Origin of the sequence: Methanobrevibacter sp. (genome assembly GCF_017409525.1) — an archaeon.
Taxonomy (GTDB): Archaea; Methanobacteriota; Methanobacteria; order Methanobacteriales; family Methanobacteriaceae; genus Methanocatella.
Genome location: NZ_JAFQSO010000012.1, coordinates 56,549 through 74,617, shown reverse-complemented (window position 1 = coordinate 74,617; position 18,069 = coordinate 56,549). Strand labels below are relative to the sequence as shown.

The window sequence follows — 18,069 nt, the reverse complement described above, 5'->3', positions numbered from 1 at the left end:
AATTCTTCTTTTTTGTTAATTAATTTAGCTATTGGAAAATGGATTTCCGTCAAAAACATTTTTTATAATAAAATTCATATTATACTATAAGTTAATTAGGAGATATTTAGGATGTTTTATAGTACCATAATGAAAATTGATTCAATTGATAGATTAAGAGATATTAGGGATGCATTGCTTGTTGAACAAGGTATCAACCCTACCCGTCAAGGTGAACAAGCAATTAAAGTTGTAGTTGAAAGAATTGATGAAATTCAAGCAACTTTAGATAAATCTGCAACAAAAAACATAAACAGAAATAAAAAATAAGTGATTCTTGTGATAAGACGTGTTTCAAGTAAAAGGCGCCTTTTAAGAAAAAGAATGTATCGAGCACCACATACTCGAAGTAGAATTTCCACATATTACCGTGAAAACAAAAATCTTGCCAAACCTTTTCAAGATCCTTTCAAAGACATGAATGGGCCACGCATAAAACGCAAAAGAAGACCTAAACGTGAAGTGGCGAATGGATTTAAAAGGTCATACAGAATAAGATATTATATTGAAGGGGATATCATTGAAGAAGATGAAGAGGATTTGGATGAATAATCTTCTCTTTAAATTTCTTTTTTTTTAAGTAAAAATTTTTAAAACTGGAATTCTGCTCATTATCTCAATTGCAACAGCCGAAACTATAAGGACTATAATTGATGAAATTAAAACATTGAGCAATGTAAAGCCGCTTAAGTTGATTAAATGAATTTTTTCAAAGAATTTAATGAATAAAATGTTACATAAGTACATTCCATAGCTCAACAGGCTAATTTTAACAATGACATTATTTATTTTTTCATTGATTCCGTCAAAGTTGGTATTGTATAAAACTATGAACAATCCGATTCCCTGCAGACATGCTCCTGGAGTAATGTCTCCTAGTTTTATGAAGAACAATGACTGCTCTCCTGACATGAAACTGAATGCAAGTGTTCCGATGAATGTTATTGCAGTTCCTATTATGAACAGGATTAATCCGAATTTCCTGTTCTGTGTCAGGTCGTTCTTTTTGATTGTCAGATAGTATCCTAAGACAAAATAACCTATAGCTCCGGTGAAATATCTAAGATAATCAATTATGATGGAATCAACATTAATGAATTGCAGCAGGCTGACAATAACCCAAACAAGGAGTGCATATTCGATTTCTTTTATAGGTGCATTCTGAATCCATCTGCTGAGAATAGGGGATACGATGTATAATCCAAGAATCATATAGACAAACCAGAATTGAATTGAAACGATGGTAGGGTCTAAAAAGCCTTTCAATATAAAAATAAATATGTCTCCAACATTCCAATTCGGACCTAATTCCTTTAGGAATGCAACTTTCACGAATGCATATACAATCAGCCAAAAGATAAATGGTAAAAGCACTCTTTTAAGTCGCTTTGGAATTTCGCTGACAGATTGCTGTCTTCTCAAAATTAAAAATCCTGAAGTCATTATAAATAGAATCACTCCAAAACGGAAGAATGAGTTGGCAAAGACGCCCTGATACCATTCTGATGTGAATATGATATCGGGGTTTAGAAGTGATGATGAAACGTGAACACCAATCACGCCAAAAATTGCTATAAATTTAATCCAATCTACCCACATCAATCTTTCATTTGCCATATGTTCATATTATATAATTAATGCAATATAAATTTTAAGGAATTCAAAAAAGAGTTTAGCTAAAATTTGTCCAATATCTCTTTTTTAGAAATGAATAGATTTTCATTGTGGGGATTCAATCTTATCCCCTTAAATTCATCATCGTTTTTAGATAATTCTTTAAATAGCTTGATTGATACTTCGGTCGGTTGATATCCAACAACTTCAAGGTAGTCAATGCCACTTTTAAATTCATCAATGTCAGAAAAAACAATAATCCTAAAATCTTCAAGATTGCCAGTTACAAGAAAGTCCCTTTCGTCATCTTCACCGATTGTCGGACAGATAAACTTCATCAAAACACCTGATTCTGGTTAATAATGGTAGGGTCCATGTCTACCCGCTGCAATCGTGCACATCTTCGGTTGCAATCACGAAATCCCATTGGGGCGCATTGATGGCAAGGCCGATGAAATCTTCATCATCGTGATGATCTGCAACTATTTCATTGCCTGCCTTTTTATCACAAGTAAATTCGATATCGCCAAACTGTTGTTTGAACTCTTCTATTGCAATGTTGGCCTCTTCCTCATCAGTGAAAACCGGAATAACAAATTCCTCTTCCTCATCATCTTCATCACTTATTATTAAAGCAACGACTTCCTTTTCATCAGCTGAGTTGTTTGAAACTATTATGAACTCCTCATGAAATACCATATGCTCGATTTCATGATATGTCTCGTTCAATTCGTTTATCTGTTCGATATGTTCCTCTTCAAATTTTTGGAAAGCCTCTTCGGACTCGTCCAATTGTTCCGCTTTTTCATTTAAGCCATCGTCAAGTTCTATGAATTTTTCAATTAATTGCTTTAATTCGCTCATGATATCACTGAAATTAAATTGTAAAAATAAGTTTTTTAAAAACAAATGAACATTCTCTTCCTAAACACCACTAAAGGAATACAAACGAATGCTCATTTCAACCATCACCATTGTTCATATTATAAAAAAATAGTATATAACAATATGAACAATACTATTTTAAATTTCCACATATATAAAGTTTTAGTATCCATTCAGTAATTAAAAATCACTTTCAATAGATTTTATTAGGTTGTAGATAATTTTATTTGTGCTCACATCAACATTATTTATCTCGCCCAGTTCAATTACCTTGCCATTTAGAGAGTCAATCTCTGTTCTTATTTTTCTTTGAATGTCTTGGTGGGTTGAGGAGTAGTGTTCATAGGTGTCAGGAACGAGCTTTGAGTAGAATATGTCTTTATATTCATCTGATGAGCTCCAAAGGGTTTCATATTCGCTTGCGTCAATCACGTTGAATATTTCCTCTATGATGCTGTCCATTATTTCCTTTGAGTATTCGTTTTCGGTAAGCTTCCCGTAATTTACATCAAGTATTGCCCCTAGCGGATTGAGTGCACAGTTGTAAAGCATCTTTGCCCAGAGGTATTTGTCGATTTCATATGTAATTTCACAGTTGATGCCTGATGATGTGATCATGTCTGCTATTGTCTGCAAATCGCTTGGGTCCTGCTTTTGAAGGGATCCTATTAGAATAGGTTCTGTGTATACTGTCACTTCGCTGATGTGCCTTTCGGGGCGGGTGAATCCTGTGATTACACGCGCTGAGAAAACCTCATCTTTGCCAAAAAATCGCAGATATGCCTCATCGTTTCCAAATCCGTTTTGGAATATGATTATCTTGAATTTGTTTTTCAGGATGTCCCTATATTCATTTAGCTTTCTTGATATGTCGTCATTTGCTGTTGTCTTTGAGGTTATAAACACGTAATCGAATGTGTTTTCAGGTATTTCCTCGTAATTTTCATATACATTCACCCCATCACTTCCAAAGGAATAGTGGGCAAACAATCCAGTTCTCTTGATGCCATTTTCCTTGATGGCTTTTGCGGTTTCACCCCTTGCATAAATTGATATGTTTGCATCCTGACTCAGCATTGACGCTGCAAGACCAATTCCAACTGCTCCAGAACCGATAACTAAAATATTCATTTAAATACCTCAATAAATTTTAAAAAAAAGAAAAAATAATGATAATAAAAATTATCCTACCATCTGCTTAAACCTGAATCTTGGGATGAGCCAATCGAATCGATTATGAGTTTGCAGTGATTGATGAAGTAGTCACTGTTCTCATAGGATATTCCTTTTCCGCTGATTAGATAGTTCTGATCGTTTTTGTTGAAGTAGATGTCTGCATTGTATGTATCCACGCCTTCCTGGTATAGGAAGTAAGCGGTCACAGCATTTTGATCGATGACCTGATTTGATGTGTATGATTCGGAATCTATTAATTTATTTGCAATGTCCGATACGTTCTGACTATTGTCAATCAGAGTTAAATTAATGGTCATGTTGTAATTTGCATCAAAGTAACTTGTCGTATTTGCATCGACTTGAGTGCTTGTGAAGTTTTCCAATGTTGGAATGCTGGTGTTTCCCGCAGAAGCATTGTCGGCATCATCCACAGCAGTTTGAGAGCCGAGCAGGTTTATATTATTTGCACCAACATTGATGCCGATGTATAAAATGATTAAAAATACTAGTAATGCATAAAGTTTCTTCATTGTCTTTTCACCTTATTTATTAATATTGAATTTTAACTATTTAATAATTATTTTTTTTTCATTGATTTGGACCTTAAAATTAACTGTTTTTTCGAAATTAAATAATTATACTATTTATATTAAAAAGAACTAAATTATTAATATAATTCTATTAATTATGGTTTTAATAATATTTATTATAAAATTATTACTTATAAAAATATTGTTAAAGGAAATAGAGAATTATACTAATGAATTATAATTTTTTAGGAAAATGGTGTGATAATAAATGAATGACAATGTGAAATTTGGTTTAATAGCAGCTATTTCAATAATAGCTCTTTTCATATTATCTTTATGGATTTCTCAAACACCAGCCGATGCAGATAATTCTGTTAGATTTGGAATACTGACACTTTTACCACCTCTCGTGGCAATCGGTCTAGCATTTATTACAAAAGAAACAGTTGTATCACTGTTCATCGGAGTATTTGTTGGGGAATTCATGCTATGTGTTAGTGACATGAACATTATTAGCACTGCTATCAATGCTTTTTTACAAATGGGTTCACATATAATTGGATGTATGGCTGATCCTTGGAATGCCGGTATCATTCTTCAATGTTTGCTTATTGGAGGTATCATACAATTGGTAACCAAGATGGGAGGAGCGAAGGCTCTTGCTGATGCATTTGCAAAAAGAGCTGACACTCCAAGAAAAGCTCAGCTATTTACTTGGATTTTAGGATTATGTGTATTCTTTGACGATTACGCAAACTCTTTAATTGTCGGTCCTATCATGAGGCCAGTTATGGACAAACTCAAAGTGTCAAGAGAAAAATTAGCATTTGTTGTAGACGCAACTGCGGCTCCTGTTGCTGGTATTGCAATTATATCCACCTGGATTGGTTTGGAAATAAGTTTAATTGCTGCTGGTTTCGAGTCAATTGGCGTTACAAATGTAACTGGATTCGGTATCTTCTTACAGACAATTCCTTACAGATTCTACAACATTTTCATTTTGATTTTCATTGTGATTTCCGCTTTAACATTATACGAATTCGGTCCAATGAAAAAGGCAGAACAAAAAGCACGTGCTAGAAAAGAGGACGAAGAAATCGTTGTACCTGAAGCACCTGGTTTTGATGAAGTCAAACCAGTGGAAGGAATTAAATTATCAGTATGGAATGCAATCATCCCTATTGGAACATTGATTATCGGTGCGCTAATCGCATTTTACTGGAGCGGATACACCACCATCCTTGGTGGAGAAGACCAAGCTCTCATTACTTTAATGCAAACTTCACCATTATCATTCGATGGTATTTTCCAAGCGTTGTCCCAATCAGATGCATCCATAGCTTTATTCCAGGCAGCACTTCTTGCATCCATCGTTGCCATTGTAATGGCCGTTGGACAAAAGATACTCAAACTCGAAGAAGCTATTACCGAATGGGTCGGTGGTATGAAAACCATTGTCATCACTGGTGTAATCCTGCTTCTAGCATGGTCTCTAGGTACTGTTATAGGTGAAGTTGGAACTGCAGATTATCTGGTAAGTGTTTTAACAGACACAATACCTGCATTTATTGTGCCTACATTGATTTTCTTGTTGGGTGCAGTCATTTCATTTGCAACAGGTACATCCTACGGTACAATGGGTATATTAATGCCTCTTGCAATCCCTCTTGCATGGTCAATCAGTTCAGGTGACATGAACTTTACAATTGTATGTACAAGTGGTGTGTTGACCGGAGCTATTTTTGGGGATCACTGTTCACCGATTTCGGATACAACAATCCTGTCATCGATGGGAACAAGCTGTAACCACATTGACCACGTTCAGACACAAATCTACTATGCTATATTTGTAGCATGTGTAACAATATTTATAGGTTACATCCCTGCAGGTTTAGGAGTGGCATGGTACATTACAATTCCAATCGGTATTGTAGTATTGTTTGTCGGTCTGCGGCTGCTGGGTGAAAAGGTTGACTTTGAAGAAGTTGATGAGGCCTCCTCATAAACTTCAACTTTTTTATTTTTTATAGTTTCTGATGTAAAAATTATTTTACATTCAATTATTTCCTTTTTTTAATATCAAATCTTTTTAAATTGGCTGGAATGAAAACTAACTAAAATTTAAACAGATTTTTGGAGTTTTTTATGAAATTCTCTTATTTTATTTATTAAAAAGGAACTATTTTTTATGAATATCAATTCTAGAATTGTTTTCGATTCTTTTTTCGATTTAATTAATTCGATTAAATTTAGGTATACCTAAATTTTATATATGATGAGAATCTTAGTATAAACATGGATGAAAATCATTTGCCGTTCTTTGGTGTTGGACCATATTTGGTTTTGATAATGGGGATTTCAACAATAACCTCCATAATATTGACATACTATCATTTAATACCCGTTATAACTATAAAAGAATTAAATATGGTTCTCATATCATTGGGAGTAGTAATGATTGTTATTGGAGCTGTTTTCTGGTTATTGGCAATATTCAACTCAAGAATAGATAAGAGAATTGAAAATAATGAACTTGTCACAACCGGAATATATGCTCATGTAAGGCATCCAATATATGCAACATTTCTCTATATTTCAGTAGGATTGATATTAATTTCACAAAATATCATCCTACTTATATTGCCGGAGATTTTCTGGGCATTTTTATCTTTGGTAATGAAAAAAACAGAGGAGAAATGGTTAATTGATCTATATGGTGATGAATATATAATATATTCAAAAAAGGTTAATAGGTTCATTCCAAAGGTGATTTGATGGGATTTTTTGACAATATGCGAAAACCAAAAGGAAAATTAGGCAACATTCAATTGAAATCAATGAATAAGGAACACACTCCAGTTTCACTATGGGGTTTGAAACATCTTGATATTAACAATGAAGATGTGATATTGGATATTGGTTGCGGCGGTGGAATGAACATCAACAGAATGGCCAAAAAAGCAAAAAAGGTCTATGGAGTTGATTACAGCATTGAAAGTGTTAAGCTGTCATGTGAAGTCAACAAGCAGGAAATCGAAGAGGGAAAAGTAGAAGTTTTAGAGGGCAATGTTGCCAATTTGCCGTTTGAAGATAATACATTTGATGTTGTAACAGCATTTGAAACAGTCTATTTCTGGCCGGATATTGAAAAATGCTTTGGTGAGGTAAAAAAGTCCTTAAACCTGGAGGAAAATTTTTAATAGGTATGGAAACCAATGGATCAGATAATTTAATCATGAGATTTTGGAATCATTTCATAGACATGACAATGTATAAAGATAATGAAATCAAGGGATTTCTCAAAAACAATGACTATTCAGACATTACAATCTTTTTAAGAGACGGTAAAAACAAACAGGAGATAATTAAAAAAATGGACGGGAGCCAATCTAGAGTGGATGATGATTACAGTAAAGCGTCATTTTCTGACAGGTTCTTGGAATGGACGACAATTGTTGCTCAAAAATAATTTAGAACGATTATAGTCATCTGAAAAAGTAAAATTCATCTTCACAAAGGTGTTTATAAGTGCAATACCTGCATAAAAATTGTCTTTGGCGAGGAAACTCTTTTCTATTTATTTTATCACGAACATCATGCATCGTATCGATGGCTTCATCAATCTCCGAATGGCTTAGGTACTTGCGCTTGTTCTCTTCACTGGAAACATCCAGCAAACGTAAACGGCCATTTTTTGTAAAGAACACGCCAACTTGAGAAACCGGCCTGTGATACACGTTTTCAACAAGCAGTTTATAGTAGCACAACTCCAGACGATATTTAGAAAAAGAACTGGAATCACTTGTTTTATAGTCAATTACAACCAAATAACCATTTTCATCTTCAAGAATGATGTCGCATATGCCTGAAAAGCGGTGTTTTTTGTCAATTAAGTATTCCTCATTAGAAAACAGTTTGTAGTCATTGTCAACAAAGACTTCCTTAAAGAACAATCCTAAATTGTCAATATGGCCTTCAAGACCATATCCTATATCCAAATCGCCAGCCACTTTTATCAATTCATTTTGAATATCAACATCATCTAAATCGTCTTCAAACTTGTCTGTGAATTTCTCGGCAATCAGATGGACATCACTTCCCAATGCCATGTACTTATTGGGTTCCACTTCAATTTCATCAATATACTGAAATTTGAATTCACGGGGGCATTTGAGATAAGTGTTTACTTTTGATTTGGATAATTTCATAGTACTATTTTTGTATAATAGATTTATATAATTAATTAAAAATAATATTATATAACTAAACGATTGGAGAGTAGTTAAATGAAAATTGTAGCACTTCAAGCAAGTCCTAGAAAAGGCGGAAACTGTGATGTATTGATGGATGAGATGATTAAGGGAATCGAGGAGAACGGTGGTGAAGTAGAAAAATTCTACTTGGAAAAATGCGAAATTGCACCATGTAAGGCATGCATGCACTGCGCTGAAAACCCTGAATGCATAAGGGCGGATGATGGAAACAAGATCATTGACGAGCTCGTTGCTGCAGATGGAGTAATATTTGCAACACCTATTTACTACGGTCAAATGTCAGCACAAGGCAAACTGATCATTGACAGATTCTATGCAATCGGTCAAAACCCTGACAAGAGCCTTTCCGGTAAGGCAGCATTGATTTTCACAGAAAACCAACCTGAAGGAACCTATGAAAGTTACATAGAACTTACAAAGTTCTCACCATTCACATTCATGGGATATGAAGTGTTGGGCCATGTTGATGCTGGCAGCGCAGGTCCTGCAGGAATTGTGGCTGAAGAACAACCAGATAAACTAAAAGAAGCTTACGAATTAGGTTTAAAATTTTAAACCTTAATCTCTTATTTTTTTTTTCAAGAATTGATTTTCATGGGATTGGGTTCATTATTTAAAAGAGACAAAAAGGACAAAAAGCAGGAAGTTGTTGAAGACTCTCACATTGACATCAACACTGACGATTGCGGAGGATGTGAAAAGTGTTCTATAGCATGTCCTAACAATGTTCTAATTATTGTGGATGACGTATCTACAGTTCGAGACCCTCAAGTCTGCAAAAGCTGTAAGGTATGCATGGCAATTTGTCCTAATGACTGCATTACAGTTAATTGATGTTTTCGCGGACATTGTCGATGAAGCTTCGGTCCTCTAATTTGATTATTTTTGTAATGTTATCTGATTTTTTAATCCGTACATTATCGCCACTATATACTTCTATTGGAAGGCCATCATATAACACATAAGATGATGTATCTTCTCTCAGTTCAGTTATTTTAATATCGACTGTCGAATTGTCAGATAGAATAACGCTTCTGTTAAGTATTGTATGTGGAGCTATTGGAGTCAATGTGATGATTTGGGCGGTGGGATCCACTATTGGGCCGCCACATGATAGGTTGTATGCGGTTGAGCCTGTTGGAGTGCATACCAGCATGCCGTCTGCAGTATATGAATTGATTAGTTTTCCGTTGACTGTCACGTCAAATCTAACAACGCCAAAAGTATTTTTAGATATTGCTATTTCGTTAAGGCTTTCAGGTATTTCAATTGTCTCGCCGTTTGTTTTGATGATTTCACCTTCAAGCATCATTCTCTCTTCTATTTTATAATTTCCATCTGAAATGTCTTTGAGCGCTTTTGTGATGTTTTCAGGCGAAACTTCAGTTAGAAAACCCAATGTTCCTGTGTTGATGCCCAATATAGGTTTTCCCAATGATAATCTTGCAGATTTGAGAAATGTGCCGTCCCCTCCTATGGAGATTATGATGTCTGCATCATTAGTGTTATCTGCAATTTCAATTTCAAGTTCTTTTGAAGCTTCAAGTAATTTTTCTTTTGTATCTTGGGCAAGTTTCCTTGCATCGTCGGCATTGATGTATGCTTTCATAATAGTAATCTATCTAATATTTAATAAAATATTTTCTATCCAAATAATTAATGGAATAGTTAAGAATTTTAATAGAAAATATATTGTACTACATTTTAATTTAGCATATATTTAAAATTATATAAGTAGTAGTGAAAAACAAGAATCTTAAATCGTGAAATCTACATTAAAAAATAAAAAAATAGAATTATAGGTCGAGTTCGTCGGCACCTATAACTTGAATAGTCATATTCTCAATGAATTCATCACTCTCTTCTCCGAAGTTTAAAAAGTGTGGTGAAGCCATATGTTTTTTGAGAGCATCAGGTGACTCCCATTTTTCAACAAATGTTAATGTATTTCCCTCAATAGGTTTCAGTAATTGATAATCAATGTTGCCCTCTTCAAGTAATGATTCATATATCAAATCGTCTGCAACTTCAATAATGCTGTCCTGACAACCTTCTTTAGGTTCAACTTTTGCTAAAACTAAAACAAAATCCATAACTACTCACCTAGTATTTCTTAAAAATATTATTAATTTCATATTATTAAAGATATTCTATTTTAATTTTGAATGTAAGGTAATATTTAAAAAAATACTTTAATTAAAAAACAGATATAGTAAAGTAGCAAAAACTTTTGGAGAAAAACAATGATATATTCAACAGAAATTGAAAATATGTGTCTTGTTCGCAAAGGTGCAAATCATGACCCGGCTCCAATTCCTGAAGAGGGAAAATGGGTAAAGGCAAAGCAAATTGGAGATATTTCCGGTTTTACCCATGGTATAGGCTGGTGCGCACCGCAACAAGGATGCTGCAAATTAACATTGAATGTTAAAGAGGGTATTATTGAAGAGGCATTGATTGAGACACTGGGTTGTTCAGGTATGACCCACTCAGCTGCAATGGCTGGTGAGATTCTGGTCGGAAAGACAATCCTGGAAGCATTGAATACAGATTTAGTCTGTGATGCAATCAACACTGCAATGCGCGAATTATTCTTACAGATTGTTTACGGAAGAACACAATCCGCTTTTTCAGAGGGCGGTCTTCAGATTGGCGCTGGACTTGAAGATTTGGGGAAAGGTCACAGAAGCCAAGTCGGAACAATCTATTCTACAAAAGAAAAGGGTCCAAGATACCTGGAACTCACAGAAGGATACATCACTGAAATAGGGCTTGATGAAGACAATGAAATCATCGGATACAAATACATTAACTTAGGAGTAATGCTGGACTTAATCAAAGATGGTGCCGACCCTCTTGAAGCCATCGAAAAGGCAACAGGCCAATACGGAAGATTCGATGATGCAGCTAAAAAAATAGATCCAAGGAGTGAATAAAATGAGCTTATTTGAAAGTTATGAAAGAAGGATAGACCAAATCACTCCAGTACTTGAAAAATATGATATTAAAGACCTCGAAGAAGCAAAGCAAATCTGTCTTGATAAAGGATTTGACCCTGCTGAAATTGTAAAGGGAGTTCAGCCGATTTGTTTTGAAAATGCATGCTGGGCATATACCCTTGGAGCTGCGATAGCCATAAAACAAGGATGCACTAAAGCATCAGATGCGGCAAAAGCCATTGGCGAAGGTCTTCAGGCATTTTGCATTCCAGGAAGTGTGGCAGATGATAGAAAGGTAGGTCTTGGACATGGAAACCTTGCATCAATGCTTTTAAGTGATGAAAGCGAATGTTTTGCATTTCTTGCAGGTCATGAAAGCTTTGCGGCCGCTGAAGGAGCAATAGGAATTGCAAACTCTGCAAATGAAGTGAGGGAAAAACCGCTAAGAGTAATTTTGAATGGCCTTGGAAAGGATGCGGCATTAATCATCTCAAGAATCAACGGATTCACACATGTTGAAACCGAATTTGACTACTTCACAGGAGAAGTTAAAGTCGTCAAGGAAAAGGCATATTCTGACGGTGAAAGGGCAAAGGTACGGTGTTACGGTGCTGATGACGTGCGTGAAGGCGTTGCAATCATGCATCTGGAAGGTGTTGACGTATCCATAACCGGTAATTCAACTAACCCTACACGTTTCCAGCATCCTGTGGCAGGAACATATAAGAAAGAATGCATCCTGCAAGGCAAGAAATACTTCTCAGTTGCATCAGGCGGAGGAACAGGAAGAACATTGCACCCTGACAACATGGCTGCAGGACCGGCTTCCTATGGTATGACAGATACATTGGGAAGAATGCATTCAGATGCCCAATTTGCAGGATCATCATCCGTTCCAGCTCATGTGGAAATGATGGGATTGATTGGTATGGGAAACAACCCGATGGTTGGAGCTTCAGTTGCTGTGGCTGTAGCGGTTGAAAAAGCTATGAAATAGGGATTAATTCCCTTTTTACTTATTTTTTGGTGTATTAACATGGCTACAATGTGGGGTTTGGCTGTTCGTGGAATCTGCGAATTCAATGGCAAATATTTACTTTTAAAAATAAGGTCAAGATCTTCCCACGATGCGGGCAGATGGGAAATTCCCGGTGGAAAGGTCAAAAAATGCGAATATTTTGACAATGCTCTTAAAAGAGAATACCTTGAGGAAACAGGCCTTGATATAGATGTGGATTCACTTTTGAATGTAGTCAGACGAGATTATACTGCATGCAAAACAAATGAAGATGTAAAGTCTATTCAACTTATTATGAAGGTAACATGCACATCAGATGAGGTCACAATCAGTGAAGAGCATGATGATTACGGCTGGTTTTCCTTTGATGAAATTGAAGAGATGATTTCCAAAGGTCTATTAACACCGCCTGCTGTTGAAGCTTTTTTAAATCAATAATTTTTTTAAATTTTTAATATTTTAGCGGCATTATCATAAAAAATTTGAGATTTCTCTTTTTTTGTTAAATCAATTTTATTGAAGTATTCCATTTCACTATCTGATTCCCACATTGGATAATCTGTTCCCCACAATACCCTGTCGGCACCGTAGGCATGAATCAAGTCCAGTGCAGTTTCTGGCGTAAGCGCATATAGGCTAGAACTCAAATCAACGTAAAGGTTAGGTGTTCCTGCCAATTTTTCTGTTGCCTCTTCCCACATGCTCCATCCTGCAAAATGAGCTCCGATGAAGGTTATGTCTGGAAATTCATCTAAAAATGGTTTAATCTGTTTTGGATTTGAATAGTTGTATCTGAAATCACCGCAGTGAACCTGCATTGGCACATCAGCTTCACTAACAGCTTCCCCTATTTTAAATGCACGCTCCTCATTCATTGCAAACTGCTGAAAGTCGGGATGCAGCTTAACGCCTTTCAATCCCAATTCGATTAGGTAATCAAGATCTCCTTGAATGTCTTCACTGTCTGGATGCAGTGTTCCAAAACCGGTGAATATATCTGGATGGGTGTTTACGGCTTCGGCAATGAATTCATTTATTGATTTCACTTGCTTTGGGGTTGTGGCAACTGAATGTACAAGGTAATGTGTTACGCCTACCTTATTGCCGTCTCTTATTAAATCATCTAATTTGCCGTTCAGGGACATGTCCAAATCATAGAAATCCCTTATTCCAAGCACAGCTTTTTCTGCAATCTTTTCCGGATATATGTGACAATGTGCATTTATTAATTTTTGCATATAATTAAACCACCTTTTAGTACATAAATACTTTATAATCTTCAAATATAAAAAATTTAATGAATTTCGGAAAACTTTTATCATTATTGACACAAATATGTAACTATGAAATATTGTCCTGAATGCGGTTGTAAAACACTTGATGAGGCTTTGTTTTGTCGTAATTGTGGCTTAAGATTTAAGGGAAATATAAATCCTGTATCTCGACCCCCTCAAAAAAATATAACAACAGTAAAGCAATCCCCTCCAGTCACGCCGCAAATTAAAACGCCAATTATTAAAACCAATTCAATCGTTGCAATATTGTTTTTTAAAGGAAACAAGTTCACAGGTGAACTGACAGTTGCAAAAACGAAAGTAATTAGTATTATAATATTTTTCGTGATGTTTTCAGTAGGCGTTTCCATGGGTGGTGCAGGTTATTCTGCATTGGTATTATTTTTAGCAGCTGTTGCTTTTGGAGCCATATTCGCCCTTCCCGCTTTTGCTATTGGGTTGTTCATCAGATGGCTGTCAGAGAGAAATTAATATAGTTTTTCACCGGTGTACTCATTTTCTTCAGTATAGATTCTTATTAACCTGTCTATTAGGTCCTCATACATCAACCTGTAGCCAATTGCTCCGCCATCTTTTGTCTTTAAATTATTCAAACTCAAATCGGCATATTCGCCGCTATTATTTATCACATACCACATTCCATGAGGAGTATATATGAATAGCTCTCCCTCCCCGTCTTTCGCCCCGTTCTTAAAGCTGTCCTGTGGGTCATATATCTTTGTTGAATGGATAACCAATCTTGAAAGATCCTGCTTTGGTCTTGTCCCTGTTCTTTGAAACAGCATTGTAAGCCATTCATAGGACTTGTTTTTGAGATTTGCCTTTTTGATAGGATCGGCAAATGCTTCGTTAACTTTGTTCTGTCTTTTTTCCAATGTATTTGTAATTCCCAAAATCTCTTCCACTTTGGAAACGTCTTTTTCAAGGCACCTATATCCTTCAGGCCTTCCGGTTACCTGGACGTTTCCCTCAATAAAATCCATTCTTTTGAATTTTCTAAAGTAGGGCTTTACTTTTTCAAACTCCTCATCGGGTATTTTCTTATTCAATCCGTAGAGGTATCCATATTCATTAGCATCAAAGCATTTTGTTTCCATTTTTAATTCTTCATTGGCCATGCAATCAACTCAATCAATTGGCATTATTAATCTTTGATTTAACAGTTTTTATTAAAATTTATATAATCTTATTTTTGTTTAATTAATGTTAAATATTTAATTATTGTTTTTAGTCATTTTTTCATATAGTAAGTTATTTTTATAATAAAAACTAATATAATCTTATGGTTAAAGTTAGTATAATGGGTTCAACAGGTATTATCGGTAAAAATGTTGCGTTTACTCTAGCAAGAGCAGATACAGTCGATGAGATTGTAATGTTTGCAAGGGCTGAAAGCGTTGAAAAGGCTAGAGGTGAGACATTTGACATGTATGATGCGCTTGCCGCTGAAGATATTGACTGCAAGTTAACTCCATCATCTGATTATAATGACTTGACAAACTCAGCAATAGTATTGATTACGGCTGGAACTCCACGTGAAGAGGGAATGAACAGACGTGATTTGGCATTGCCGAATGCTAAAATCGTGGAAAAGTATGCAAAAGAGATAGCCGTTCATGCACCTGATTCGATTATATTGGTGGCGACAAATCCGGTTGATGTAATGACAACAGTTGCTCTGAAGGCTTCAGGTTTCGATAAAAGAAAAGTTATTGGAATAGGCAACCATTTGGATTCATTAAGACTGAAGACTTATTTTTCAGCATTCTTGGGAATCAACAGTTCAGAGGTGCACACACGTGTTGTAGGGGAGCATGGAGATCATATGGTCCCTCTTTTAAGTTCAACAACAATTGGTGGTATTCCCTTAAAATATTTCATGAAAGAGGTTGAAATAGATGTGGTGAGACTTGTAAACCGGCTTAAGAATGCGGGAAACACCATAATCTCTAAAAAAGGAGCAACGGAATACGGACCGTCTTTTGCTATTTCGAACCTTATCTCGACAATAATTACTGATACACATAAGATTTTGACAGTTTCATGTTATCTGGATGGTGAGATAGCTGATGTAAATGGAGTATCTTTGGGTGTTCCAGTTGTCTTATCCAAAAAGGGCGTAGCGATGATTGTTCCAATCCATATGAATGATTTTGAGCGTCAGGAGTTTAGGGAAGCTGCAGGTGTTGTCAGAGAAACCACGGATGAAGTTCTAGAAAGTCTTAACTATAAGGAGTAAACAGATGAAACTTGTTGTTCAAAGGGTTTCCCATGCAAGCGTTGAAGTCGAAGGCAGAATCACTGGCGAGATAGAGCAAGGATTAATGGTTCTGGTTGGATTTGGCCAGAACGATACGACAAGGGAAGCCGATTACCTGGCTCGAAAACTGGCTAAGCTGAGAATATTTGAAGATGAAAACGGCAGGATGAACAAATCCACCATAGACATTGGAGCCAAATTGCTGTTGGTTCCCCAATTCACATTGTATGCCCATACAAAAAAGAACAGGCCATCATTTCATAAGGCATTAGCACCAGATAAGGCCGAAGAATTGTTTGGTTACTTCGCCGATAAGTGCAGAGAACATGTCGGTGTTGAAACAGGAGTTTTTGGAGCCTTCATGAAAGTTGATTTGTTAAACAATGGGCCGGTTACGATACTGCTTGAAAAGGAATTTGAAAGTTAGTAACAAGATAAATACAAAATTATAAAAAGCAATAATTTAATATATATTAATACAAAATTCTTGGAGACTTGGCAAATGGCTAGTGAGAATCAAAAGGCTCAGGAGATTAAAAGACTTACGACACCATTGAAGTTTTTAAATTCCAAAGCTTATGACAGCGAAGGGCAGTCAATAAACTGTGTTGAAACCCTATCGAAAGTGAATTTCGTTATTGAACCAAGAGAAGGTATTTTAAGTGATGATGAAATAATCCAATATGCTCCGGAATCTAAAGCGGCAGCTAGAATTAGATTGAAAAGGGGATTTGGAAACATGGAGGATGTGCTGTATGTACATGAATCCATTCCATGGATTTTTGCATTATATTACTTAATCTTGATTAGTTTGGCAGGTCCCGTAATCGTTGCTAAACATACTGTATTTCTAATAATACTTCTGGTATTGTTTATATTGCCATTAGCTTACGCATATTACATATTCAATTTGAAAAGCTATGAGAAAAAATCTAAAAAGACTAGTCCTCCACCTAAGCCTGACGTTTCTAAGCAATCCAAACAGCCGAAAGTTACTGTCTCCCAACAAGCGGAAGCAAATAAGGGAATTCCTTCATTGAAAAGATATGAAACTGAAATCAATAATCTGAAAGTATTGTATGATGTTAAGGAAGGTGTTGTTAGGGATCTAATCAAAAAACGATTCGAACCGCCACAAATAACCTATGACAGGTTTATTACAATGGTCGATAGCTGCCATAAATTGTTTTACAAGCAGGTCGATGCGGCTACAACCATTATTGATTTGGCAGTTGAAGATACGCCAAGAATTCAAGAAGAAATAGAAAATAAAATTGGGAACATGAAAACCATCATTGACCAGATTGAGGAATTGACAAACGAACTGGTAATCAACATCAGTTCCGAAAGCCAATCTGAAGATGATGTTGAGATTTTATTAGATGATATGGAAAACTTAATTGAATCTGTAAAGGAATATTAGGTGTTTAAGATGACTAAATATTGTCCTGACTGTGGAAAGGAATTGCCTGATGAAGCGCATTTCTGTCTTGAATGCGGACATGACTTTTTCCAAACAGATAACTCCAAACCTACCAATATTAAAAATAAAGACAGTATATTTACAAACGGAAAGATTTTTTTGATTTTAATTGTTGTTATCATTATTGTTGGTGCCGTTATTCTGCTTAGTTTTGGATTGGGTGGAGATGGAAATGATAATTCCGGCAATACAGTTGAACATGTTGTCGATTTGACAATTACGGGGGTTGGTGGTTGGGATAGTGATAGTTATAGTAGAAATTCATATACTCTCTATACTAAAGCAATTTTTAACAAGGTTCCCTCCGATTTAAGCGGATATAATGTTAAAACAACATATTACGATAGGAATGGTAGTGAAATAGGTCATGAAATAGAAACATTAAAAGACATTTATTATGATAGTGATTATGCGCTTAGTTTTGGTCATTATACAACTTATATAATGCCAAATCCCGATTATGTAGTTGTGGAAATAATTAAAGATGGTGAAGTAGTAGAAAAGTTTAATTCAACAATAGATCAAAGTAGTATTGATTTTTTAAATTAAGGTGATA

The 18,069-nt window shown here is 35.5% G+C and carries 26 protein-coding genes; 16 read left to right on the top strand and 10 right to left on the bottom strand.

What is annotated here, in order from left to right; all coding sequences use genetic code 11:
* The first annotated feature begins 111 nt into the window (after positions 1–111).
* Entirely contained in the window at positions 112–309 is a 198-nt protein-coding gene (locus tag IJE64_RS06025; protein WP_292783442.1) for a hypothetical protein, read from the top strand.
* A 9-nt stretch (positions 310–318) separates the two neighbouring features.
* Positions 319–591: a hypothetical protein gene (locus IJE64_RS06020; RefSeq protein WP_292783439.1), complete on the top strand. Its 273-nt coding sequence runs from the start codon at positions 319–321 to the stop codon at positions 589–591.
* Between the two features lie 24 nt (positions 592–615).
* Here IJE64_RS06020 and IJE64_RS06015 read toward each other — a convergent pair whose 3' ends face one another.
* From IJE64_RS06015 to IJE64_RS05995, 5 genes are all read right to left on the bottom strand, one after another.
* A complete protein-coding gene (locus tag IJE64_RS06015) occupies positions 616–1,656 on the bottom strand; it encodes an acyltransferase (RefSeq protein WP_292783436.1) in 1,041 nt (346 codons plus the stop codon).
* Between the two features lie 59 nt (positions 1,657–1,715).
* Positions 1,716–1,991 (bottom strand): hypothetical protein, encoded by a 276-nt coding sequence (locus IJE64_RS06010; RefSeq protein ID WP_292783432.1) that lies wholly within the window; start codon positions 1,989–1,991, stop codon positions 1,716–1,718.
* A 40-nt stretch (positions 1,992–2,031) separates the two neighbouring features.
* Positions 2,032–2,517, bottom strand: a complete 486-nt coding sequence (locus tag IJE64_RS06005) for a hypothetical protein (RefSeq protein ID WP_292783429.1) — start codon at positions 2,515–2,517, stop codon at positions 2,032–2,034.
* Between the two features lie 201 nt (positions 2,518–2,718).
* Positions 2,719–3,669 carry a ketopantoate reductase family protein gene (locus IJE64_RS06000; RefSeq protein WP_292783426.1) on the bottom strand — a complete coding sequence of 317 codons (951 nt, stop codon included), beginning with the start codon at positions 3,667–3,669 and terminating at the stop codon, positions 2,719–2,721.
* 56 nt (positions 3,670–3,725) lie between these two features.
* A complete protein-coding gene (locus tag IJE64_RS05995) occupies positions 3,726–4,244 on the bottom strand; it encodes a hypothetical protein (RefSeq protein ID WP_292783423.1) in 519 nt (172 codons plus the stop codon).
* 268 nt (positions 4,245–4,512) lie between these two features.
* Here IJE64_RS05995 and IJE64_RS05990 point away from each other — a divergent pair, with 268 nt between their 5' ends.
* The 4 genes from IJE64_RS05990 (at position 4,513) to IJE64_RS05975 (ending at position 7,713) form a co-directional block, all read left to right on the top strand.
* Positions 4,513–6,249, top strand: coding sequence for a Na+/H+ antiporter NhaC family protein (locus tag IJE64_RS05990; protein WP_292783420.1), 1,737 nt, complete (start codon positions 4,513–4,515; stop codon positions 6,247–6,249).
* 290 nt (positions 6,250–6,539) lie between these two features.
* Entirely contained in the window at positions 6,540–7,019 is a 480-nt protein-coding gene (locus IJE64_RS05985; RefSeq protein ID WP_292783417.1) for an isoprenylcysteine carboxylmethyltransferase family protein, read from the top strand.
* On the top strand, positions 7,019–7,444 hold the full coding sequence (locus IJE64_RS05980) for a class I SAM-dependent methyltransferase (RefSeq protein WP_292783415.1): 426 nt from the start codon (positions 7,019–7,021) through the stop codon (positions 7,442–7,444). The genes IJE64_RS05985 and IJE64_RS05980 overlap by 1 nt, the downstream gene beginning before the upstream one ends.
* A 5-nt stretch (positions 7,445–7,449) precedes the next feature.
* Entirely contained in the window at positions 7,450–7,713 is a 264-nt protein-coding gene (locus tag IJE64_RS05975; RefSeq protein WP_292783412.1) for a hypothetical protein, read from the top strand.
* 16 nt (positions 7,714–7,729) lie between these two features.
* On the opposite strand, the gene IJE64_RS05970 is transcribed toward IJE64_RS05975, so the two are convergent.
* Positions 7,730–8,452 carry a PD-(D/E)XK nuclease family protein gene (locus IJE64_RS05970; protein WP_292783409.1) on the bottom strand — a complete coding sequence of 241 codons (723 nt, stop codon included), beginning with the start codon at positions 8,450–8,452 and terminating at the stop codon, positions 7,730–7,732.
* A gap of 78 nt (positions 8,453–8,530) precedes the next feature.
* Here IJE64_RS05970 and IJE64_RS05965 point away from each other — a divergent pair, with 78 nt between their 5' ends.
* Together IJE64_RS05965 and IJE64_RS05960 are read left to right on the top strand one after the other, a co-directional pair.
* Positions 8,531–9,073: a flavodoxin family protein gene (locus IJE64_RS05965; RefSeq protein ID WP_292783406.1), complete on the top strand. Its 543-nt coding sequence runs from the start codon at positions 8,531–8,533 to the stop codon at positions 9,071–9,073.
* Positions 9,074–9,112: 39 nt separating this feature from the next.
* Entirely contained in the window at positions 9,113–9,352 is a 240-nt protein-coding gene (locus IJE64_RS05960) for an ATP-binding protein (protein WP_292783403.1), read from the top strand.
* On the opposite strand, the gene IJE64_RS05955 is transcribed toward IJE64_RS05960, so the two are convergent.
* Complete coding sequence (locus tag IJE64_RS05955; RefSeq protein ID WP_292783401.1) at positions 9,345–10,127, bottom strand: NAD(+)/NADH kinase; 783 nt, start codon at positions 10,125–10,127, stop codon at positions 9,345–9,347. The genes IJE64_RS05960 and IJE64_RS05955 overlap by 8 nt on opposite strands.
* Before the next feature lie 187 nt (positions 10,128–10,314).
* Entirely contained in the window at positions 10,315–10,611 is a 297-nt protein-coding gene (locus tag IJE64_RS05950) for a putative quinol monooxygenase (RefSeq protein ID WP_292783400.1), read from the bottom strand.
* 150 nt (positions 10,612–10,761) lie between these two features.
* Here IJE64_RS05950 and IJE64_RS05945 point away from each other — a divergent pair, with 150 nt between their 5' ends.
* From IJE64_RS05945 to IJE64_RS05935, 3 genes are read left to right on the top strand one after another with little or no spacing between them, the layout of a single operon-like run.
* Positions 10,762–11,454: an iron-sulfur cluster assembly scaffold protein gene (locus IJE64_RS05945; protein ID WP_292783398.1), complete on the top strand. Its 693-nt coding sequence runs from the start codon at positions 10,762–10,764 to the stop codon at positions 11,452–11,454.
* Position 11,455: 1 nt separating this feature from the next.
* Positions 11,456–12,454 (top strand): GGGtGRT protein, encoded by a 999-nt coding sequence (locus tag IJE64_RS05940; protein ID WP_292783397.1) that lies wholly within the window; start codon positions 11,456–11,458, stop codon positions 12,452–12,454.
* A 39-nt stretch (positions 12,455–12,493) separates the two neighbouring features.
* The gene (locus IJE64_RS05935) at positions 12,494–12,913 is read left to right on the top strand and encodes an NUDIX domain-containing protein (RefSeq protein WP_292783395.1); all 420 of its coding nucleotides are present in this window, start codon (positions 12,494–12,496) and stop codon (positions 12,911–12,913) included.
* A 5-nt stretch (positions 12,914–12,918) separates the two neighbouring features.
* Here IJE64_RS05935 and IJE64_RS05930 read toward each other — a convergent pair whose 3' ends face one another.
* Entirely contained in the window at positions 12,919–13,713 is a 795-nt protein-coding gene (locus IJE64_RS05930) for an amidohydrolase family protein (protein ID WP_292783394.1), read from the bottom strand.
* A gap of 105 nt (positions 13,714–13,818) precedes the next feature.
* On the opposite strand from IJE64_RS05930, the gene IJE64_RS05925 reads away from it, so the two are divergent.
* A complete protein-coding gene (locus IJE64_RS05925) occupies positions 13,819–14,241 on the top strand; it encodes a zinc ribbon domain-containing protein (protein WP_292783392.1) in 423 nt (140 codons plus the stop codon).
* Here the strand turns inward: IJE64_RS05925 and IJE64_RS05920 are convergent.
* Positions 14,238–14,888, bottom strand: a complete 651-nt coding sequence (locus tag IJE64_RS05920) for a hypothetical protein (RefSeq protein ID WP_292783391.1) — start codon at positions 14,886–14,888, stop codon at positions 14,238–14,240. The two genes, IJE64_RS05925 and IJE64_RS05920, sit on opposite strands and share 4 nt — an antisense overlap.
* A gap of 164 nt (positions 14,889–15,052) precedes the next feature.
* On the opposite strand from IJE64_RS05920, the gene IJE64_RS05915 reads away from it, so the two are divergent.
* From IJE64_RS05915 to IJE64_RS05900, 4 genes are all read left to right on the top strand, one after another.
* Positions 15,053–16,009 carry a malate dehydrogenase gene (locus IJE64_RS05915; RefSeq protein ID WP_292783390.1) on the top strand — a complete coding sequence of 319 codons (957 nt, stop codon included), beginning with the start codon at positions 15,053–15,055 and terminating at the stop codon, positions 16,007–16,009.
* A gap of 4 nt (positions 16,010–16,013) precedes the next feature.
* Entirely contained in the window at positions 16,014–16,457 is a 444-nt protein-coding gene (gene dtd / locus IJE64_RS05910) for a D-aminoacyl-tRNA deacylase (RefSeq protein WP_292783388.1), read from the top strand.
* Between the two features lie 75 nt (positions 16,458–16,532).
* Positions 16,533–17,453, top strand: a complete 921-nt coding sequence (locus IJE64_RS05905; RefSeq protein ID WP_292783387.1) for a hypothetical protein — start codon at positions 16,533–16,535, stop codon at positions 17,451–17,453.
* 9 nt (positions 17,454–17,462) lie between these two features.
* Positions 17,463–18,062 (top strand): zinc ribbon domain-containing protein, encoded by a 600-nt coding sequence (locus IJE64_RS05900; protein WP_292783385.1) that lies wholly within the window; start codon positions 17,463–17,465, stop codon positions 18,060–18,062.
* Positions 18,063–18,069 lie beyond the last annotated feature (7 nt).

Excerpts from the sequence above, each read along its gene's own strand:
- IJE64_RS06025 (WP_292783442.1), top strand. The coding sequence starts at position 112 with ATGTTTTATAGTACCATAATGAAAATTGATTCAATTGATAGATTAAGA.
- IJE64_RS06015 (WP_292783436.1), bottom strand. The coding sequence starts at position 1,656 with ATGGCAAATGAAAGATTGATGTGGGTAGATTGGATTAAATTTATAGCA.
- IJE64_RS06010 (WP_292783432.1), bottom strand. The coding sequence starts at position 1,991 with ATGAAGTTTATCTGTCCGACAATCGGTGAAGATGACGAAAGGGACTTT.
- IJE64_RS06005 (WP_292783429.1), bottom strand. The coding sequence starts at position 2,517 with ATGAGCGAATTAAAGCAATTAATTGAAAAATTCATAGAACTTGACGAT.
- IJE64_RS06000 (WP_292783426.1), bottom strand. The coding sequence starts at position 3,669 with ATGAATATTTTAGTTATCGGTTCTGGAGCAGTTGGAATTGGTCTTGCA.
- IJE64_RS05995 (WP_292783423.1), bottom strand. The coding sequence starts at position 4,244 with ATGAAGAAACTTTATGCATTACTAGTATTTTTAATCATTTTATACATC.
- IJE64_RS05990 (WP_292783420.1), top strand. The coding sequence starts at position 4,513 with ATGAATGACAATGTGAAATTTGGTTTAATAGCAGCTATTTCAATAATA.
- IJE64_RS05985 (WP_292783417.1), top strand. The coding sequence starts at position 6,540 with ATGGATGAAAATCATTTGCCGTTCTTTGGTGTTGGACCATATTTGGTT.
- IJE64_RS05980 (WP_292783415.1), top strand. The coding sequence starts at position 7,019 with ATGGGATTTTTTGACAATATGCGAAAACCAAAAGGAAAATTAGGCAAC.
- IJE64_RS05975 (WP_292783412.1), top strand. The coding sequence starts at position 7,450 with ATGGAAACCAATGGATCAGATAATTTAATCATGAGATTTTGGAATCAT.
- IJE64_RS05970 (WP_292783409.1), bottom strand. The coding sequence starts at position 8,452 with ATGAAATTATCCAAATCAAAAGTAAACACTTATCTCAAATGCCCCCGT.
- IJE64_RS05965 (WP_292783406.1), top strand. The coding sequence starts at position 8,531 with ATGAAAATTGTAGCACTTCAAGCAAGTCCTAGAAAAGGCGGAAACTGT.
- IJE64_RS05960 (WP_292783403.1), top strand. The coding sequence starts at position 9,113 with ATGGGATTGGGTTCATTATTTAAAAGAGACAAAAAGGACAAAAAGCAG.
- IJE64_RS05955 (WP_292783401.1), bottom strand. The coding sequence starts at position 10,127 with ATGAAAGCATACATCAATGCCGACGATGCAAGGAAACTTGCCCAAGAT.
- IJE64_RS05950 (WP_292783400.1), bottom strand. The coding sequence starts at position 10,611 with ATGGATTTTGTTTTAGTTTTAGCAAAAGTTGAACCTAAAGAAGGTTGT.
- IJE64_RS05945 (WP_292783398.1), top strand. The coding sequence starts at position 10,762 with ATGATATATTCAACAGAAATTGAAAATATGTGTCTTGTTCGCAAAGGT.
- IJE64_RS05940 (WP_292783397.1), top strand. The coding sequence starts at position 11,456 with ATGAGCTTATTTGAAAGTTATGAAAGAAGGATAGACCAAATCACTCCA.
- IJE64_RS05935 (WP_292783395.1), top strand. The coding sequence starts at position 12,494 with ATGGCTACAATGTGGGGTTTGGCTGTTCGTGGAATCTGCGAATTCAAT.
- IJE64_RS05930 (WP_292783394.1), bottom strand. The coding sequence starts at position 13,713 with ATGCAAAAATTAATAAATGCACATTGTCACATATATCCGGAAAAGATT.
- IJE64_RS05925 (WP_292783392.1), top strand. The coding sequence starts at position 13,819 with ATGAAATATTGTCCTGAATGCGGTTGTAAAACACTTGATGAGGCTTTG.
- IJE64_RS05920 (WP_292783391.1), bottom strand. The coding sequence starts at position 14,888 with ATGGCCAATGAAGAATTAAAAATGGAAACAAAATGCTTTGATGCTAAT.
- IJE64_RS05915 (WP_292783390.1), top strand. The coding sequence starts at position 15,053 with ATGGTTAAAGTTAGTATAATGGGTTCAACAGGTATTATCGGTAAAAAT.
- dtd (WP_292783388.1), top strand. The coding sequence starts at position 16,014 with ATGAAACTTGTTGTTCAAAGGGTTTCCCATGCAAGCGTTGAAGTCGAA.
- IJE64_RS05905 (WP_292783387.1), top strand. The coding sequence starts at position 16,533 with ATGGCTAGTGAGAATCAAAAGGCTCAGGAGATTAAAAGACTTACGACA.
- IJE64_RS05900 (WP_292783385.1), top strand. The coding sequence starts at position 17,463 with ATGACTAAATATTGTCCTGACTGTGGAAAGGAATTGCCTGATGAAGCG.